This window comes from Paraburkholderia ferrariae NBRC 106233, assembly GCF_000685035.1.
In the GTDB taxonomy this organism is placed as follows: Bacteria; Pseudomonadota; Gammaproteobacteria; order Burkholderiales; family Burkholderiaceae; genus Paraburkholderia; species Paraburkholderia ferrariae.
Map to the genome: position 1 here is coordinate 39,020 of NZ_BAYB01000004.1, position 16,825 is coordinate 55,844.

Genomic DNA, 16,825 nt, shown 5'->3' on the forward strand with positions numbered 1-16,825 from the left:
CGCCTCGAAAACGGATTTCCGCGTCTATGACAACTAGCACACACGTGGCAAAGCAGTCCATGCCGTCTCTAGCCGTTGCGGCGATCGGCGTGGTGTTCGGCGATATCGGCACCAGCCCGCTTTATTCGCTCAAGGAAGCGTTCAGCCCGGACCACGGGATTCCGCTCAACGATACCTCCATCCTCGGCGTCATTTCGCTGCTGTTCTGGGCGATCATGATCGTCGTGAGCGTCAAGTACGTGCTGTTCGTGATGCGCGCCGACAACAACGGCGAAGGCGGCGTGCTCGCGCTGATGGCGCTGGCGCTGCGCACCTTCAAGCGCTCGGGCCGCGCCGCGCTGGTGCTCACGGGCCTCGGCATCTTCGGCGCCTGCATGTTCTACGGGGACGCGGTCATCACGCCCGCGATCTCGGTGATTTCGGCCGTCGAAGGTCTCGAAATCGCGGCGCCCAAGCTCGCGCATCTCGTCGTGCCGCTCACGATGGTGATCCTCGTCGCGCTCTTCTGGATCCAGCGCCACGGCACGGCGCTCGTCGGCCGCCTGTTCGGGCCGATCATGGTGCTGTGGTTCGTGACCATCGGCGTGCTGGGCCTCTCGCATATCGTGCAGACGCCGGGCGTGATCGCCGCGCTCAATCCGTACTATGCGGTGAGCTTCATGGGCGAGCACATGCTGCAGGCCTATGTGGTGCTCGGCTCGGTCGTGCTCGTGCTGACCGGCGCCGAAGCGCTCTATGCCGACATGGGCCACTTCGGCGCCAGGCCGATTCGCGTGGCGTGGTACGTGCTCGTGATGCCGTCGCTCGTGCTGAACTACTTCGGCCAGGGCGCGCTGCTCATGCAGAACCACAAGGCAATCGAGAACCCGTTCTTCCTGCTCGCGCCCGACTGGGCCCTCCTGCCGCTCGTCGTGCTGTCGACGGTGGCCACCGTGATTGCTTCGCAGGCCGTGATTTCGGGCGCCTACTCGCTCACGAGCCAGGCGATCCTGCTGGGCTATGTGCCGCGCATGAAGGTGCTGCACACCTCCGACCTCGCGATCGGGCAGATCTACGTTCCGGTGGTGAACTGGCTGCTGCTCTTCATCATCCTGTGCATCGTGGTCGGCTTCAAGAGCTCGGACAATCTCGCGGCGGCCTATGGCATCGCGGTCACCGCGACCATGGTGATCACCACGGTGCTGCTGAGCGTCGTGATGACCGAGATCTGGAAGTGGAACAAGGCGCTCGTCGCGCTCATCATCGGCATCTTCCTCGCGGTCGATCTCGGCTTCTTCGGCGCGAACCTGCTCAAGGTGGAAGAGGGCGGCTGGCTGCCGCTCGGCATCGGCGCGCTGCTGTTCTTCCTGCTCATGACCTGGTACAAGGGCCGCATGATCGTGAAGGAGCGCACGGCCGCCGACGGCATCCCGCTCATGCCGTTCCTGCAAGGGCTGCTCGCGCATCCGCCGCATCGCGTCTCGGGTACGGCGATCTATCTGACCGGCAGCGACACGATGGTGCCGGTGAGCCTCCTGCACAACCTCAAGCACAACAAGGTGCTGCACGAGCGCACGATCTTCCTGACCTTCGTGATCCGCGACATTCCCTATGTGCCGGATGCGGAGCGCCTGAGCGTGAAGGACATCGGCGGGGGCCTCTATCTCGTGAAGGCCGACTACGGCTTCAACGAAACGCCGGACGTGAAGGCCGTGCTGCAGGAAGTGGGCAAGGCGGAGGGCACGAACTTCGAGATGATGGACACCTCCTTCTTCATCGCGCGCGAGACCGTCGTGCCGACGCAGTTGCCGGGCATGTCGATCTTCCGCGAGCGCGTGTTCGCGTGGATGCATCAGAACGCGGCGAAGCCTACCGACTTCTTCAGTATTCCTGCGAATCGCGTGGTGGAGCTGGGGACGAAGATCGAAATCTGAACGCGGGCTTTGTTCTTCAAGGCAACAAAAAACGGCACCGAGGTGCCGTTTTTTGTTGGGGTCTGCGGTTTCAGCGCTGCTTGAGCTTCGCGAAGGCCGCTGCCATGGCGCCGCCCGGCTCCGGTTCGCGCGAGCGCTGGCCGCGGTTCGCATTGCCGGCGTTGCCGCCGCGGCTGTTCGAGCCGGTGTTCGACCCGCTGCCCGCGCCACCGCCGCTGCTGCGCTGGCTCGCGCTCGCGGGGTCGTCGTTCAGGCGCATCGTGAGCGCGATGCGCTGGCGCTTCACATCGACGTCGAGCACCTTCACCTTGACGACCTGGCCGGCCTTCACGACTTCGTGCGGGTCCTTGATGAACTTCGTGGACATCGCGGAGACGTGCACGAGGCCGTCCTGATGCACGCCGATGTCGATGAACGCGCCGAACGCGGCCACGTTCGTCACCACGCCTTCGAGCAGCATGCCCGGCTCGAGGTCCGAGACCTTCTCGACGCCTTCACGGAAGGTCGCGGTCTTGAACTCGGGGCGCGGGTCGCGGCCCGGCTTTTCGAGCTCGGAGAGAATGTCGCGCACGGTGGGCAGGCCGAAGCGCTCGTCCACGAACTCGGCGGGCGAGAGGCCCGAGAGCGCCTCGCGGCTGCCGAGCACGTCGCCTATCGTGCGCTTGATCTTCGCGAGCATGCGCTCGACGACGGGGTACGCCTCCGGGTGCACCGACGAACGGTCGAGCGGATTCTCGCCGCCGTTGATGCGCAGGAAGCCCGCGGCCTGCTCGAAGGTCTTGTCGCCGAGGCGCGGCACCTTCTTCAGATGCTCGCGCGAGGGGAAGGGGCCATTCGCGTCGCGGTAATCGACGATATTGCGCGCGAGCGTGGCGTTCAGCCCCGACACGCGCGCGAGCAGCGCGACCGACGCCGTATTCGCGTCCACGCCCACGGCGTTCACGCAGTCCTCGACCACGGCGTCGAGCGAGCGGGCCAGCTCGCGCTGGTTCACGTCGTGCTGATACTGGCCGACGCCGATGGCCTTGGGCTCGATCTTCACGAGTTCGGCAAGCGGGTCCTGCAGGCGGCGCGCGATGGAGACGGCGCCGCGCAGCGAGACGTCGAGTTCGGGGAATTCCTTCGCCGCCAGTTCGGAGGCCGAATAAACCGACGCGCCGGCTTCGGACACGACGATCTTCTGCAGCTTGAGCTCCGGATGGCGCGACATCAGTTCGCTGGCGAGCTTGTCGGTTTCGCGCGAGGCCGTGCCGTTGCCGATGCTGACGAGTTCGGCCTGGGTCTGCGCGGCAATGCGCGCGAGCTTCGCGATCGAGCCGTCCCAGTCGCGGCGCGGCTCGTGCGGGTAGATCGTGTCGGTGGCGAGCAGCTTGCCGGTGCGATCGACGACGGCCACCTTCACGCCCGTGCGCAGGCCCGGATCGAGGCCGATCACGGCCTTCGGGCCCGCCGGCGCGGCGAGCAGCAGGTCCTTGAGGTTGCGCGCGAACACGTGAATCGCTTCGGTTTCGGCCAGCTCGCGCAAGCCCGTCAGCAGTTCGTTTTCGAGGTGCGGCTGCACCTTCACGCGCCAGCACCAGCGGCAGACGTCGGAGAGCCACTTGTCGGCGGGGCGGCCCTGGTTCGCAATGCCGAAGTGGCGCGCGATCCGGCCTTCGCCCGGATGCGGCGCGAGCGCGTCCTGCTCGGCGCCCAGCCCCAGCTTGACCATCAGCACGCCCGCGTTGCGCGCGCGGAAAAGGGCGAGCGCACGGTGCGAGGGAATGGTCTTGAGGGTTTCGGCGTAGTCGTAGTAGTCGCGGAACTTCTCGCCTTCTTCGCTTTCCTTGCCTTCCACGACCGTCGAGCTCACGATGCCCTCGTCTTGCAGCCACTGGCGCAGCTTGCCGAGCAGTTCGGCCGTTTCGCCGAATTGCTCCGAGAGAATGTCGCGTGCGCCGTCGAGGGCGGCCTTCACGTCGGCCACGCCCTTTTCGGCGTCCACGTATTGCGCGGCTTCCGTCTGCGGATCGAGCTGCGGATTCGCGAGGAGCGTATCGGCGAGCGGCTGCAGGCCCGCTTCGCGCGCGATCTGCGCGCGCGTGCGGCGCTTCGGCTTGTAGGGCAGGTAGAGGTCTTCGAGAACCTGCTTGCTGTCCGCCGCTTCGATAGCGCTGCGCAATTCGTCGGTGAGCTTGCCTTGCTCTTCGATGCTCGCGAGGATCGTGGCGCGGCGCTCTTCGAGTTCGCGCAGATACAGGAGCCGCTCTTCGAGCGTGCGCAGCTGCGTATCGTCGAGATTGCCCGTGACTTCCTTGCGGTAGCGGGCGATGAACGGAACGGTCGCGCCTTCGTCGAGAAGCTGCACGGCGGCGGCCACCTGGCGCGGCTGGACGGTCAGTTCGGTGGCGATACGCTGGACGATCTTGAGTGCTACGGTTTCCGTCATAGGGTCTGGATATTCCTGCGAGGATCGGGTTGCATCGGGTTGCGCGTGCCGGGCCGTGCGGGAGCGGCCCCGCAGGGCGGCCCGCCGGCCGGTGGAGCGGGGCATTTTGCCATAAATGCCGGAGCGCTCAACCCGGGGGGTGTTAGAATTTCGGCCATGTCCCGCTGCCACCAGAAGACGTTGACGATCTCGCGCTTGCTCCCCGGTTTCCCCTTCGTTAAGCCCAGTTTGCGCACCGGCGCCCACTGGCGGATTGCCACCCGCTTGACGGCATGCGCCATCGCGTGGTGCGCTACGGCAGGTGTGCCGGTACAGGCGCAGGAGAGCGCGGCATCCGGTGCGGCCGGCACGGCGCCGACTGCGCAGAATGCGCTCCCGGCTAGCACGGAGGTGCCGGCGGCGCTCGGCGGCGTAGCCCAGCCGGGCGGGGCGGTGGCGCCCTGGGTGGCTTCCGGAACGGGCGTCACGGCGAGGCCGCTGGATGCCGCATTGGCATCGGCGTCGTCGGCGGCGGCCGGCAAGGCAGACAGCGTGCAGGCCGGGTTCGATGCGCGCCAGAAGGTGCTGGACCGCCGCACGGCGGAGAACAACTACCGCTATGGCGTCGCGCAGCATGACTGCTATAGCACGTTTTTCGTGAACCATTGCCTTGGCAAGGCGCGCGACCAGATGCGCGTCGAGCAGACCGATATCCGCAGCCAGCAGTTGCAGCTCGACGAAGAGCAGCGCGCGGAACACGCGCGGCGCCGCGACGAGCAGGCCGCGCTGCAGCGCGCGCAGGACGAGGCCGACGCACCGCAGCGCGCCGCCAACGACGCACGCAATGCGGCGGCCTACGAGCAGAAGCAGCAGCAACACGTACTCGACCAGCAGCAGCGCGCCGCCGAAGCGCCGCAGCGTGCCGCGAACGAGCAGGCGTACCAGCAGAAGCTGCAGCAGCACGCGCTGGATCAGGCGCAGCGCCAGGGCGAGCAGGCACAGGCCCAGCGCTCGGCGAACCAGGCGGCGTACGACCAGAAGCAGTCCGATTTCCAGCAGAAGCTGGACGAAGCTCGCCGCCAGGGGCAGCAGGAGGCCGCGCAGCGGGAGCAGAAGGCCGAACGCTACCAGCAGAAGCAGGAAGATGCGGCGAAGCATAAGGCCGATGTGGAAGAGCGTCAGAAGCAGGCGGCCGAGAAGGCGCAGCAAAAGCAGCAGCAGGAACAGCAACAAGCGCAACCGCAGCAGCAACCGCAAGACCAGTAGCACGTTTTTTTGGCCAGACAGCAACCTCAGGTGCGCCGCCTGATCGTGCAGGGGCGCGCCGCTCACAACGAGGAGGCGAGCATGCGCGAGCAACGTGAAGTCAAGGCCGCGGTCCTTCGTGACCGGATACTCCAGCTGGAGTCCGAGCACGGCGATCTGGATCGCATGATCGACCGCATGGCCGAGACGCCGGGAAGTGACGATCTCGAATTGCAGAGGCTCAAGAAGCGCAAGCTCAAGGTCAAGGACAATATCATCCTGCTGCAACTGCAGCTGGACCCCGATTCAACGAAGACTTCGGACGGGCACGGCTGAGTCCGGGTCCCGGCAGGCGCCGGGGCACGGCATCCAGAACGCCGCGGCCGCCGGAACGAGCAGGAACCGCTTGCCTTGAATTCAACGACTGTTTCGCGATCCCGGCCAGCGCCCGAAGGCGGCGCGCCGGCCGATGACGCACGTCCGCAGCGTGCCGCGGCGCCGCTTACCGCGCGCCGCGCCGCCGAACTCGAAGACCTGTTCGCAGCCGACGGGCTGCTCGCCCGCGAGATCGACGGCTATCGCCCGCGCGCCTCGCAGATCGAAATGGCGCGTGCGGTGGCGGCCGCCATGGAAGCCGCGGCGCAGGCCCTGCCGGACCCCTCGGCGTTCGAGCTGCAGTCGCGTCCCGCGCGGCGCCAGGGCGGGGCAGGCGCCGCGCCCCAGGACAGCGCCGACGAAGCCGCAAAGGCCATCGCCGAGACCGGCGACAACACGCTGATCGTCGAGGCGGGCACCGGCACCGGCAAGACCTACGCGTACCTCGTGCCGGCCATGCTCTGGGGCGGCAAGGTGGTGGTCTCCACGGGCACGAAGCACCTCCAGGACCAGTTGTTCCAGCGCGACATTCCCACGGTGCGCGACGCGCTCGCGGTGCCCGTGAGCGTCGCGATGCTCAAGGGGCGCTCGAACTACCTGTGCCACTACTACCTGCAGCGCACGGCCGACAATGGCCGCCTGCCGTCGCGCCAGGAAACGTCGTACCTGCAGGAGATCGTGCGCTTTGCGAAGATCACCCGTTCGGGCGACAAGGCCGAGCTTGCGAGCGTGCCGGAAACGGCGGCGGTGTGGTCGATGGTGACCTCCACGCGCGAGAATTGCCTCGGCCAGGAGTGTCCCCACTACAAGGACTGCTTCGTGATGCACGCGCGCCGCGAGGCGCAGCAGGCCGACATCGTGGTCGTGAATCACCACCTGTTCTTCGCCGACATCATGCTGCGCGACACGGGCATGGCCGAGCTCTTGCCGAGCGCGAACACGATCATCTTCGACGAAGCGCACCAGCTGCCCGAAACGGCAACGCTCTTTTTCGGCGAGACGCTTTCGACCTCGCAGTTCCTCGAACTCGCGCGCGATTGCGTGGCCGAGGGCCTGAGCCATGCGCGCGACGCGGTGGAGTGGGTGAAGCTCGCGGCGGGGCTGGAGCGTGCGGCGCGCGACGTGCGTCTTGCCTTCAAGGAAGACTCGCTGCGGCTCTCGATCACGCAGTTGCCCGACGACCATCCGCTCTTCGACGCGCTCGATGCCTTGCAGACCGAACTCGGCGTGCTGGCCACGGCGCTGGCGGGGCAGGCGGAGCGTGCGGAGTCGTTGGGCGCCTGCCTTCGCCGTGCGCGCGAATTGCAGGGCATTCTGGCGGGCTGGACGGCCCCGCAGGGCGCCGCTGTACCCGCACGCGAGGCAGGCAAGCCGCAAACCGCTGGCGACGCCAGGAACGCTGCCGGCGACGAACATGCCGACACCGATGCCGACGAAAAAGTCCGCTGGGTCGAAGTGTTCTCGCACACGGTGCAGTTGCACGAGACGCCGCTTTCGGTTGCCCCGATCTTCGCGAAGCAGCGCGCGGGTGTGCCGCGCACGTGGATCTTCACGTCCGCGACGCTTTCGGTGCGCGGCGATTTCACGCACTATGCCGCGCAGATGGGCCTGAGCGCACGGCGCTCGATGACGCTGCCAAGCCCGTTCGACTATCCGGAACAGGGTCTGCTCTACGTGCCGCGCAATATGCCGCAGCCTTCGTCGCCGCAGTTCACCGATGCCGTGTTCGACGCGGCGCTGCCGGCCATCGAGGCTTCGGGCGGCGGGGTTTTCATGCTGTGCACGACGCTGCGCGCGGTGGACCGGATTGCCGCGAAACTGCGCGACACGATCGAGGCGCGCGGCTGGAAGACGCCCTTGCTCGTGCAGGGCGATGCGAGCCGCACGGAGCTGCTGGAGCGGTTTCGCGCCTACGGCAACGCCATCCTGGTGGGTAGCCAGAGCTTCTGGGAAGGTGTGGATGTGCGCGGCGACGCGCTGTCGCTCGTCGTGATCGACAAGCTGCCGTTCGCGCCGCCCGACGACCCGGTGCTGGCGGCGCGGCTCGATGCGCTCACGAAGAAGGGCTTGAGCCCGTTCGCCGTGCATCAGTTGCCGCAGGCCGTGATTACGCTGAAGCAGGGCGCGGGGCGCCTGATTCGTGCGGAAACCGATCGCGGCGTGCTGATGATCTGCGATACGCGGCTCGTCGACAAACCGTATGGCCGGCGCATCTGGCAAAGCCTGCCGCCGTTCAGGCGCACGCGGGAAATCGAAGTGGTGAAGGCGTTCTTCGACGGAGAAGAAGGCGAGGCTTGACGAACGTCAAGTCGGCCGGGGTTGCCGAGTGCGGCGCCAGTCGGCGATTTTGCCGATTCTTTTTCAATTCATGCGGATTGAATGCGGATTGCATGCGAAGGCAGATGGCCTCCAGCAGTTGAGCCGCTCATAAGCAAAAAAGCCACGAACGCGAGTTCGTGGCTTTTTTGCTTGCCCGCTGCCCGCTCAAGCGACAGGCGCCCAAGCGGTACGGCGGTTCGCACCAGGCCCGCTGGAGGCTGGCTCCGCGCGGGTGTGGTGCGAATGCAGCTTAGTTGCTTGCGCCCGAAGCCGGAGCAGCAGCCGAAGCAGCTGCGTCCGAAGCAGCAGCGCCAGCGTCCGAAGCAGCGGCGGTAGCCGAAGCAGCAGCGTCGCTCGCAGCAGCAGCAGCGCCCGAAGCAGCAGCAGCAGCGTCCGAAGCGGCAGCAGCCGGTGCCGAAGCAGCGGTTGCGTCGCTAGCCGGCGCAGCGGCCTGGTCGCTGCTCTTGTTGCACGCAGCGAGTGCAACGGCTGCCAGCAGGGATGCTACGAGGAGGGATTTCTTCATGATCACGTCCTTTTATGGTTAAAGGTAAGCAACAGCGCAAAATAATACCGGTAATGTGCCCCAACACCGACCTGAGCCGCTGGTGGAGACGCACTGCAAGAGCGTGAATCTTCCCTACGGCCTGGGCGGGAATTATAGGCACTTTCGTATCGACCGTCGACAAATCCGGGGACAATACGTTGTCTTTCTCATACAAGCGCTATATTAGTACGGAATAACAGCCTGGAGCGCTCAGGCAAGCACCCCCACCCGTATCCAGCCCGCACAATACCATTCGTGCAGTAACGCTGTCATTGACGAATCGTGTGAGAGTGTTACAAAGCGTTTCCCATCCATCGAGCGATTGTCGGCGAATGCCGGCAGCCACTTTCTCGACTCTCTGAGCAAGTACTGTTCCCCGTTCAGGTAGTACGAGCGCGCATCGTAAAGCAGGATCGTCCGCCGGTCGAGTGCCACGCCGTTTTTTGCTGCCTGCGCGGCGAATCTGGTCTCGTCCAGCGGCCGCCCGGGCGCGTCGAAGACGACGTTCGACTTCGGTTCGCTCAACCACGAGCCCACGAAGGAAGATACATCAGCTTCGCTCCAGCGTACTTTTGCGAGCACATCCCCCACACGTGACACGAGCGCCGGCGGCAACTGCGCCGGGTGCGCGACGGCCGGCTGGTCCGGGTCGCGGTAGAGCGTCGGCGCGTTCTTTTCGAGCGCTTTTTCGCTGCCGCGCTCGGCAAGCCAGTAGAGGAACTGGCTCGTCAGCTCCGAAGTGGAAGGAGAACGAAAGCCGATCGAGCAGGTCATGCACTCGCCTTCGGCAACGCCGTCGTGCGCGATGTGCGGCGGCAGGTAGAGCATGTCGCCGGGCTCGAGCAACCATTCCTCTTCCGGCTCGAAGTTTGCGAGGATCTTCAGCGGCAGGCCTTCTTCGAGCGAGAGGTCGCGTTGCGCGCCGATGCGCCAGCGCCGCTTGCCGTGAACCTGCAACAGGAAGACATCGTAGGAATCGAAATGCGGGCCCACGCCGCCGCCATCCGAGGCGTACGAGATCATCAGGTCGTCGAGGCGCGCGTCCGGCGCAAAGCGAAAGCGCTCGAGCAACGCGCGCGCCCGGTCGTCGTGCAGATCGGCGCCCTGCACGAGCAGCGTCCACTGGCGCGTTTTCGGCGAGGGCAGTTCGTCGGGCGAGAACGGTCCGTGTTCGAGCGCCCAGCGGCGGCGCAAATGCGTGATGAGGCGCGACTCCACGTCGTCGTTGCCGGCGAGCGCGAAGAGTTCGTCGCGTGTGAGCGGCGCTTCGATGTCGGGTATCGCCTGGCGGATCAGGAGCGGCTTTTTCTGCCAGTATCGCTTCATGAACTGCGCCGGGGTGAGGCCGCCAAGGAGCGGGGCCGGTTCATCGGGCGCAGGACGTGCCGGAATGGGCGGGGCGTGCCGCTTGCGGGCATGCACCGCGTGGTCTGGGGACCGCTTGGGCATCGTATAATGTGGGCTGTATTCTGGAGGATCGAATGAAAATCGCAAAGGACACCGTCGTGTCGGTCGCTTACAAGCTATCGGATGCGCAGGGCAATCTGATCGAGGAGAGCGACGAGCCGATGGTCTATCTGCACGGCGGCTATGATGGCACGTTCCCCAAGATCGAGGAAGTGCTGGACGGGCAGGAGCCGGGCTTCGAGACCCAGATCCAGCTTGAGCCGCAGGACGCTTTCGGGGAGTACGATCCCGATCTCGTGAAGATCGAGCCGCGCAACCGTTTCCCGGAGCCGCTCGAAGTCGGCATGCAGTTCGAAGGCACGCCCGAAGAAGGCGACGAAGATCTCGACACGCTCATCTATACCGTCACGGACGTGGCCGAAGACAAGGTCGTGCTCGACGGCAATCACCCGCTCGCCGGCATGGCGCTGCGTTTTGCGCTGACCGTCAAGGAAGTGCGCGAAGCGACCGAAGACGAGATCGAGCACGAACACGCTCACGGCGCGGACGGCCTCGAAATCGTCGATGAAGACGAAGAGGAAGACGACGGCGAAGCCGGCTCGAAACCGACGCTTCACTAAGCTTGATCGATCTCCGGCGCCGGCGGGTGCAAGCACTCCGCCGGCGTACCGGACGCCAGGCGCGGCATGATGCCCGCGCCCTTCGGCGAACTACTGATTCCAGGGCATGGGTTTGACTGCGGGCTGCGAGCCGGGCAAGGCATCCTGCGGGTTTGGCACGCCTGGCTGCGGCACAGGCACGGGTACAGGCGCGGTGCCGCTTGCCGACGACGCCGTGCCCTCGGGTGCTACATCGGGCGCCACATCGGGCGCCTGCGGCATGCCGGGAATTTCCGTGACGTCGGGCATCGACGATACCTCGGGCATCGCAGGTGTTTCGGGCCCGGGCGCGCTGCCGTCCGACAAGAGCGGCGGCAACGTAGGCGGCAATAGCGGCAGGTGCTTCGGGACGTCGCGCACGCTCACGCGCAACGGCGTGCGGCGCGTCATGTCGGCATCGATCTGCAACCACTGGCTGAGCGGGTCGTGCAACGCGACTTCGATGCGCGTGACGTTGGCAATCTTCGCGCCCTTGTCATTGCGTAGCGGCTGATCGATCGCGAAGCCGTGCGCGAGTTTTTCGCCCGTGGTGTGCACGAGCACGACGGGACCGCGGAAGGTGTCGGCCAGCTTCACGAGGCTGCGTTTGAATTCGAGATATCCATCGCGCGGACGATGGCCGAAGCGCAGCCAGGCGAAGCGGTCGGACCGGTCTTCGCGTTCGGCGAACGGATCGGCCTCGATGAAGATGACGAGCGCACGCGCGTTGCGGCGTTTCGCATACTCGGCTGCATGTTCGAGCCAGAAGCCGTTGGCGATCACGCGGTCTTCGAACTCGCCGTTGCGCCCGCCCGCGTTCAGATAATGGTTGTTTCCGTCCGGCACGTTGAGCGCGAGAAATACCGTGTCGCCCAGTTGCCAGCGCACGTTTTCACGATAGGGCCTGAATCGCGAGACCTCGCTTTCGCGCGTGAGCGTGAACGGGTTCTGGCCGAGGGTGGAGGGATCGGAGAAGAACGTCTGGCGCAACAGGTCGAGCCGTTCGACCGGGTCCCAGGCGCCCGAACCGTTCGCGCCGCAACCGGCCCAGTCGCGCTGGCCCGGCACGAAGACGAGCGCCGGGCGAGAGGCTTCGAGCAGCGTGCGGCGGCGGTCGTAGAGCGAGTCCGAGCAAGCCTCGTGGCTGCCCTTGAGGTTGCCGTCGTAGACCACGAACGCGTTTTGCGGATCGCGGCCGATGGCGTCGATGAGGCGCTGCGCCGCGGGTTCGTCGGCTGGCGACGTCACGACGTTTGCGATGACCGCGAACGCGTAGCGCGGCGACTGCGCGTGCGCGGCCGGGGCCCACAGCATCAGCGGGCCGAGCGGGATCAATGGTGCTAGCGGCACCGCAAAGGCGCAGGCCGCCGCGATGCCGAGCCAGGTCCGGCGGCCACGCGATGCGCTGCCGCCCCGGCGCGCAGCGCGTGGCGCCGGACCTGGCGTCGTGCTGCGACGCTCAGTGCTTCGCGTCCGGCGCCGTGGCCAGCTCATGCAGTTCGTACAGCAGATCGAGCGCTTCGCGCGGACGCAACTCGTTGGGGTCGAGCGCGCGCAGCCGTTCGGCCACGCGCGCGGCGGAGGGGTCCTGCGGGCCGGGCGCATCCTGCGCTTCGAGCGGCGCCTCGTCGGCAAGCGCTGCCGCGAAGAGGTCGAGCTGCGGCGTGGGTTGACCTGCCGAGAGCTGCTCGAGATAGACGAGATGCTTGCGGGCCGCGCGGATCACGGGCGCCGGCACGCCGGCGAGCTGGGCCACCTGCAGGCCGTAGCTCTGGTTGGCCGGGCCTTCCTGCACGGCATGCAGGAACACGATGCCGTGGCCATGTTCGACCGCCGAGAGATGCACGTTCGCCGCCTGCGGGAATTCTGCCGGCAGTTGCGTGAGTTCGAAATAGTGCGTGGCGAAAAGCGTGTGGCAGCCGTTGCTCGCGAGCAGATGGCGCGCGATGGCCCAGGCGAGCGCGAGCCCGTCGAACGTCGAGGTGCCGCGCCCGATCTCGTCCATCAGCACGAGGCTCTGCGGCGTCGCGTCGTTGAGGATCGCCGCCGCTTCCGTCATCTCGACCATGAAGGTCGAGCGGCCGCCCGCAAGGTCGTCGGCCGCGCCGATGCGCGTGAAGATGCGGTCGATCGGGCCGAAGCGCGCGCGCTTCGCGGGCACGTAGCTGCCCACGTAGGCAAGCAGCGCGATCAGCGCGGTCTGACGCATGAACGTGGACTTACCGCCCATGTTCGGCCCGGTGATGAGGAGCAGCTTGCGTTCGGCGGTGAGGGCGCAGTCGTTCGCGATGAACTGCTCGACCTGCGCCTCCACGACCGGATGGCGGCCCTGTTCGATCTCGATGCCGGGCGCCTCCGAGAACTCGGGCGCGCTCCAGTCGAGCGCGCGGGCACGCTCCGCGAAGGCGGCGAGCAGGTCGAGTTCGGCAAGCGCCGCAGCGACGCGCTGGCAGTCCGGGATGAATGGCAGGAGCGACTGCAGCAGCGCATCGTAGAGCGCCTTCTCGCGCGAGAGCGCGCGTTCCTGGGCGGACAGCGCCTTGTCTTCGAACACCTTCAGTTCGGGCGTGATGTAGCGTTCAGCGTTCTTGAGCGTCTGACGGCGGCGATAGTCGTCGGGCACCTTGTCGGTCTGGCCGCGCGTGACTTCGATATAGAAGCCGTGGACCTTGTTGTACTCCACGCGCAGATTGCCGATGCCGGTGCGTGCGCGCTCGCGGGTTTCGAGGTCGAGCAGGAACTGGCCGCAGTTCTCCGACATGTCGCGCAGTTCGTCGAGTTCGGCGTCGTAGCCGCGCGCGATCACGCCGCCGTCGCGCACCATCGCGGCGGGTTCCGGCGTGACGGCGCGTTGCAGCAGGTCGGCGCAGCCCGCGGGCGGCTCCAGCGCTTCGGCGATATGCACGAGCGAGCGCGCGGCGCTGGCGCCGGTGCTGGAACCGGCGGCGGCCGCCGCCACCTGCTCGCGCAGGGCGGGCAGGGCGGCGAAGGTATCGCGCAGGCTCGAAAGGTCGCGCGGACGCGCCGAAAGCAGCGCGAGCCGGCCGGTGATGCGCTCGACGTCGGCGATCTGGCGCAGCGTGGCGCGCAGCGTATCGACGCTGGCGGGCGGCGGTGCTTCGAGCAGCGCGCCAATGGCCTGCTGGCGCAGTTGCGCGATCGACGCGTCGCGCGGCGGATGATGGAGCCAGTGGCGCAGCAGGCGGCTGCCCATGGCCGTGCTGCAGGTGTCGAGCAGCGAGCACAGTGTGGGCGATTCGGTGCCGCGCAGCGTTTCCGTGAGTTCGAGATTGCGCCGCGTGGCGGGGTCGAGGCCGATGTATTCCGACTCGACCTCCACCCTGAGGCTGCGCACGTGGCGCAACTGCTGGCCTTGCGTGGCCGCCGCATAGAGCAGCAGGGCGCCTGCGGCGCCGCACGCGCTCGTGAGCGCCTGCGCGCCGAAGCCGTCGAGGCTCGCCACGTCGAGCTGGTCGCACAGGCGCTGCTTGCCCGACGTGACGTCGAAGTGCCACGCCGGCACGCGCGTGAGCGCACCGGCGTTCGACCCGGATGCGGCGGGCGGTGCCCAGCCTGCCGATTCCGCGGGCCGCTCCGCCACGAGGATTTCCGCGGGGCGAATGCGCTCGAAGGCGGCAGCCACCTGCTCCGGCGCAACTTCGGCGAGGCGCAGCGCGCCGCTCGCGAGATTGAGCCACGCGAGACCCACGTTCACCGCCACGCCGCGCCGGTTGTGGCCCGGGCAGACGGCCATCAGGTAGACGTCGTTCTTGTCGGAGAGCAGGGCCGCGTCGGTGAGGGTGCCTGGCGTCACCACGCGCACGACCTTGCGTTCAACCGGACCTTTCGAGGTAGCCGGGTCGCCGATCTGTTCGCAGATCGCCACCGATTCGCCGAGCTTCACGAGCTTCGCGAGGTACTGCTCCACGGCGTGGTGCGGCACGCCGGCCATCTTGATCGGCGTGCCCGCCGAAGCGCCGCGCTGCGTGAGCGTGAGGTCGAGCAGGCGCGCGGCCTTTTCGGCGTCTTCGAAGAAGAGCTCGTAGAAGTCGCCCATCCGGTAGAACACGAGCGTGCCCGGGTGGTCGGCCTTGATGCTGAGGTATTGGCGCATATAAGGCGTGTGCTTCGCGAGGGTCTGGTCGGGCACGGCTTCGACGCTAGATTCTGTTTTCATTCAATGGGTTGCTGAAAAACGTGTTCGGACATTTGCGGACATTCGCCCTCGTTTTCGGCCATGTTCCCCGTTGTCAAGGGGGAGCAAACGGGGACCTTCAGCTTCCGCTTGTTGACTATACTTCGAGCGCAGTCCCCCGGGTATAAACCAAACGGACAAAGCCATTTCTGGCAAGGGTTTGGCGGCTTTTCGCCAGTCCCCCTGCTTGGGGCCTTTCATACACTCGAAGCGAACAACAACCGTGAAAGCAGACCTGAATTTAGCGCTGATAAAGCGCTTGAAGATCAGCGACCGGCCAGTCGGGCTCGACGCCAAGGGCGCGCTGGTCTTCGAAGCGAACGTCGGAAACAAGCCCTATATTCTATGGGATTCGAACCGCGACGCGCCGCCCGGATTTGGGGTCCGCGTCGCCGGAAAGAAAACCTACATCATTCGGCGAAAGGTGGATGGGGTTTCGATCATGCCGACCGTGGGAAACGTCGCGGATTTTCTCGACCTGGGGCTCGCGCGAAAGAAGGCCGCGGAGCTCGCTAGATCGATGGTCGAAACGGGCAAGAATCCGAACAAGATGAAGCGCGAGGCCGGCGCGTTGGAGCCCACTTTGGGCGCCGTTGTCGCGGCCTACCGCAACCATCTTGCGACGCGCGTGAAGCGCCGGGCGAGCGCTGAGACGCTGCGTGCTGTTGACCGCGCGGCCAACAAGTTCAAGCAATGGAACTGGACATCGCTCAAGCTCAAAGAGCTCAGGACCGACGAGATTGTCGAGCAGTTTCACAAGGGCGCGGCGACGCCGACGGCGACTGAGCAGACCTTTCGCCTAGCGTCGACCGCGACGAAATGGGCTATCGGCAAGGAGATGCTCGACGCGGCACACGAGGGCCGCGCGCCGGCCCTGACGGCCAATCCGTTCACGATACTGTCGCTGCACGGCATGTATCGCACGCGCGCGCAGATCGCGCGCGAGCGCGAGGAGCGGGGCGCTCGCAATCCGCTTTCGCCGAGCGAGACGCTCGGGCCTTTCCTCGAAGTGGCTTGGAGCAAAAGGCTCGAGAACGACAACCGCACTGGCGTCGACTTTCTCATCCTCATGCTTTTGCTTGGCTGTCGCAAGTCGGAGCACGCGAAGTGCAAATGGGCCGAGCTGTTGCCCGTCGATGAACTGAAAACAACGAGCCACGTGTGGCTCGGCGACGGCGGCGAATACGGCCCGCATGTCTTTTTGCACAAAACGAAGAATGGGCGTAACCATCGGCTTCCGCTCGGGCGCATGACGACAGAATTGCTTCGCCGCCGCCAGGAGGCCGCGGTCGAGGAGACATTGCGGAGAGGTTTTGGGGCGAAGTCGCGCGCGTATGTTTTCCCGGCGCGCAGCAAGTTCTCCAAGAGCGGGCACTACTCCGACGCAACCGCATTGCTGGCCTCGCTGCGTGAAGAGTCCGAGATCGCAAAGCTTGCGCCTCACGACCTGCGCCGTTCTTTCGGGGCGGTGATGACCTCGCTCGACGCGCCCGAGGCCGTGAAGAAGCGTTTTCTCAACCACGCCGACGCGAGCGTCACAGACACATACACGAAGCCGGAGTGGCTCATGCTTCGCGAATGGATGGAGCGAATCGAGCAAGCGGTTTTGTCGAGGGCCCCGAACGTCTACAATGCGTTGAAACCGATCGACTGGTCGCCGTTGCCCGCACCCGATCCGCATATTTGCAAACCACCGAAACCTCGCTCTGGTCGACCACCGAAAATTGCGGCCGGTGAGGCTAAGGCGGGGACTGCGGAATAAACAAACAGCAGAGAGGG

11 protein-coding genes are annotated in these 16,825 nt (G+C 66.1%); 6 read left to right on the forward strand and 5 right to left on the reverse strand.

Going from position 1 to position 16,825, the window contains the following annotated elements:
- Window positions 1–26 precede the first annotated feature (26 nt).
- Window positions 27–1,913: a potassium transporter Kup gene (locus BFE01S_RS03780; RefSeq protein ID WP_028224463.1), complete on the forward strand. Its 1,887-nt coding sequence runs from the start codon at window positions 27–29 to the stop codon at window positions 1,911–1,913.
- 70 nt (window positions 1,914–1,983) lie between these two features.
- Here the strand turns inward: BFE01S_RS03780 and BFE01S_RS03785 are convergent, their stop codons facing one another.
- Complete coding sequence (locus tag BFE01S_RS03785; RefSeq protein ID WP_028224464.1) at window positions 1,984–4,341, reverse strand: Tex family protein; 2,358 nt, start codon at window positions 4,339–4,341, stop codon at window positions 1,984–1,986.
- A 156-nt stretch (window positions 4,342–4,497) separates the two neighbouring features.
- Here BFE01S_RS03785 and BFE01S_RS03790 point away from each other — a divergent pair, with 156 nt between their 5' ends.
- The 3 genes from BFE01S_RS03790 (at window position 4,498) to BFE01S_RS03800 (ending at window position 8,238) form a co-directional block, all read left to right on the forward strand.
- A complete protein-coding gene (locus BFE01S_RS03790) occupies window positions 4,498–5,586 on the forward strand; it encodes a hypothetical protein (protein WP_245621021.1) in 1,089 nt (362 codons plus the stop codon).
- An 81-nt stretch (window positions 5,587–5,667) separates the two neighbouring features.
- Window positions 5,668–5,901 (forward strand): DUF465 domain-containing protein, encoded by a 234-nt coding sequence (locus BFE01S_RS03795; RefSeq protein ID WP_028224466.1) that lies wholly within the window; start codon window positions 5,668–5,670, stop codon window positions 5,899–5,901.
- A gap of 75 nt (window positions 5,902–5,976) precedes the next feature.
- Window positions 5,977–8,238 (forward strand): ATP-dependent DNA helicase, encoded by a 2,262-nt coding sequence (locus BFE01S_RS03800; protein ID WP_028224467.1) that lies wholly within the window; start codon window positions 5,977–5,979, stop codon window positions 8,236–8,238.
- Between the two features lie 271 nt (window positions 8,239–8,509).
- Here BFE01S_RS03800 and BFE01S_RS45300 read toward each other — a convergent pair whose 3' ends face one another.
- Both BFE01S_RS45300 and BFE01S_RS03805 read right to left on the reverse strand, forming a co-directional pair.
- Window positions 8,510–8,785 (reverse strand): hypothetical protein, encoded by a 276-nt coding sequence (locus BFE01S_RS45300; protein WP_084169523.1) that lies wholly within the window; start codon window positions 8,783–8,785, stop codon window positions 8,510–8,512.
- Between the two features lie 231 nt (window positions 8,786–9,016).
- A complete protein-coding gene (locus tag BFE01S_RS03805; RefSeq protein WP_028224468.1) occupies window positions 9,017–10,255 on the reverse strand; it encodes a JmjC domain-containing protein in 1,239 nt (412 codons plus the stop codon).
- Window positions 10,256–10,287: 32 nt separating this feature from the next.
- Here BFE01S_RS03805 and BFE01S_RS03810 point away from each other — a divergent pair, with 32 nt between their 5' ends.
- Entirely contained in the window at window positions 10,288–10,833 is a 546-nt protein-coding gene (locus tag BFE01S_RS03810; protein ID WP_028224469.1) for an FKBP-type peptidyl-prolyl cis-trans isomerase, read from the forward strand.
- A gap of 90 nt (window positions 10,834–10,923) precedes the next feature.
- Here the strand turns inward: BFE01S_RS03810 and BFE01S_RS37225 are convergent, their stop codons facing one another.
- Both BFE01S_RS37225 and mutS read right to left on the reverse strand, forming a co-directional pair.
- On the reverse strand, window positions 10,924–12,165 hold the full coding sequence (locus BFE01S_RS37225; protein WP_245621023.1) for a hypothetical protein: 1,242 nt from the start codon (window positions 12,163–12,165) through the stop codon (window positions 10,924–10,926).
- Window positions 12,166–12,310: 145 nt separating this feature from the next.
- Window positions 12,311–15,028, reverse strand: coding sequence for a DNA mismatch repair protein MutS (mutS, locus tag BFE01S_RS03820; RefSeq protein ID WP_042337194.1), 2,718 nt, complete (start codon window positions 15,026–15,028; stop codon window positions 12,311–12,313).
- Between the two features lie 241 nt (window positions 15,029–15,269).
- Here mutS and BFE01S_RS37230 point away from each other — a divergent pair, with 241 nt between their 5' ends.
- A complete protein-coding gene (locus BFE01S_RS37230) occupies window positions 15,270–16,808 on the forward strand; it encodes a tyrosine-type recombinase/integrase (RefSeq protein WP_156966898.1) in 1,539 nt (512 codons plus the stop codon).
- The last annotated feature ends 17 nt before the right edge of the window (window positions 16,809–16,825 follow it).

Bases quoted from the DNA above. Each gene is read 5' to 3' on its own strand.
- BFE01S_RS03810 (WP_028224469.1), top strand. From the start codon at position 10,288: ATGAAAATCGCAAAGGACACCGTCGTGTCGGTCGCTTACAAGCTATCG.
- mutS (WP_042337194.1), bottom strand. From the start codon at position 15,028: ATGAAAACAGAATCTAGCGTCGAAGCCGTGCCCGACCAGACCCTCGCG.
- BFE01S_RS03790 (WP_245621021.1), top strand. From the start codon at position 4,498: ATGTCCCGCTGCCACCAGAAGACGTTGACGATCTCGCGCTTGCTCCCC.
- BFE01S_RS03795 (WP_028224466.1), top strand. From the start codon at position 5,668: ATGCGCGAGCAACGTGAAGTCAAGGCCGCGGTCCTTCGTGACCGGATA.
- BFE01S_RS37225 (WP_245621023.1), bottom strand. From the start codon at position 12,165: ATGCTGTGGGCCCCGGCCGCGCACGCGCAGTCGCCGCGCTACGCGTTC.
- BFE01S_RS03785 (WP_028224464.1), bottom strand. From the start codon at position 4,341: ATGACGGAAACCGTAGCACTCAAGATCGTCCAGCGTATCGCCACCGAA.
- BFE01S_RS03780 (WP_028224463.1), top strand. From the start codon at position 27: ATGACAACTAGCACACACGTGGCAAAGCAGTCCATGCCGTCTCTAGCC.
- BFE01S_RS03805 (WP_028224468.1), bottom strand. From the start codon at position 10,255: ATGCCCAAGCGGTCCCCAGACCACGCGGTGCATGCCCGCAAGCGGCAC.
- BFE01S_RS45300 (WP_084169523.1), bottom strand. From the start codon at position 8,785: ATGAAGAAATCCCTCCTCGTAGCATCCCTGCTGGCAGCCGTTGCACTC.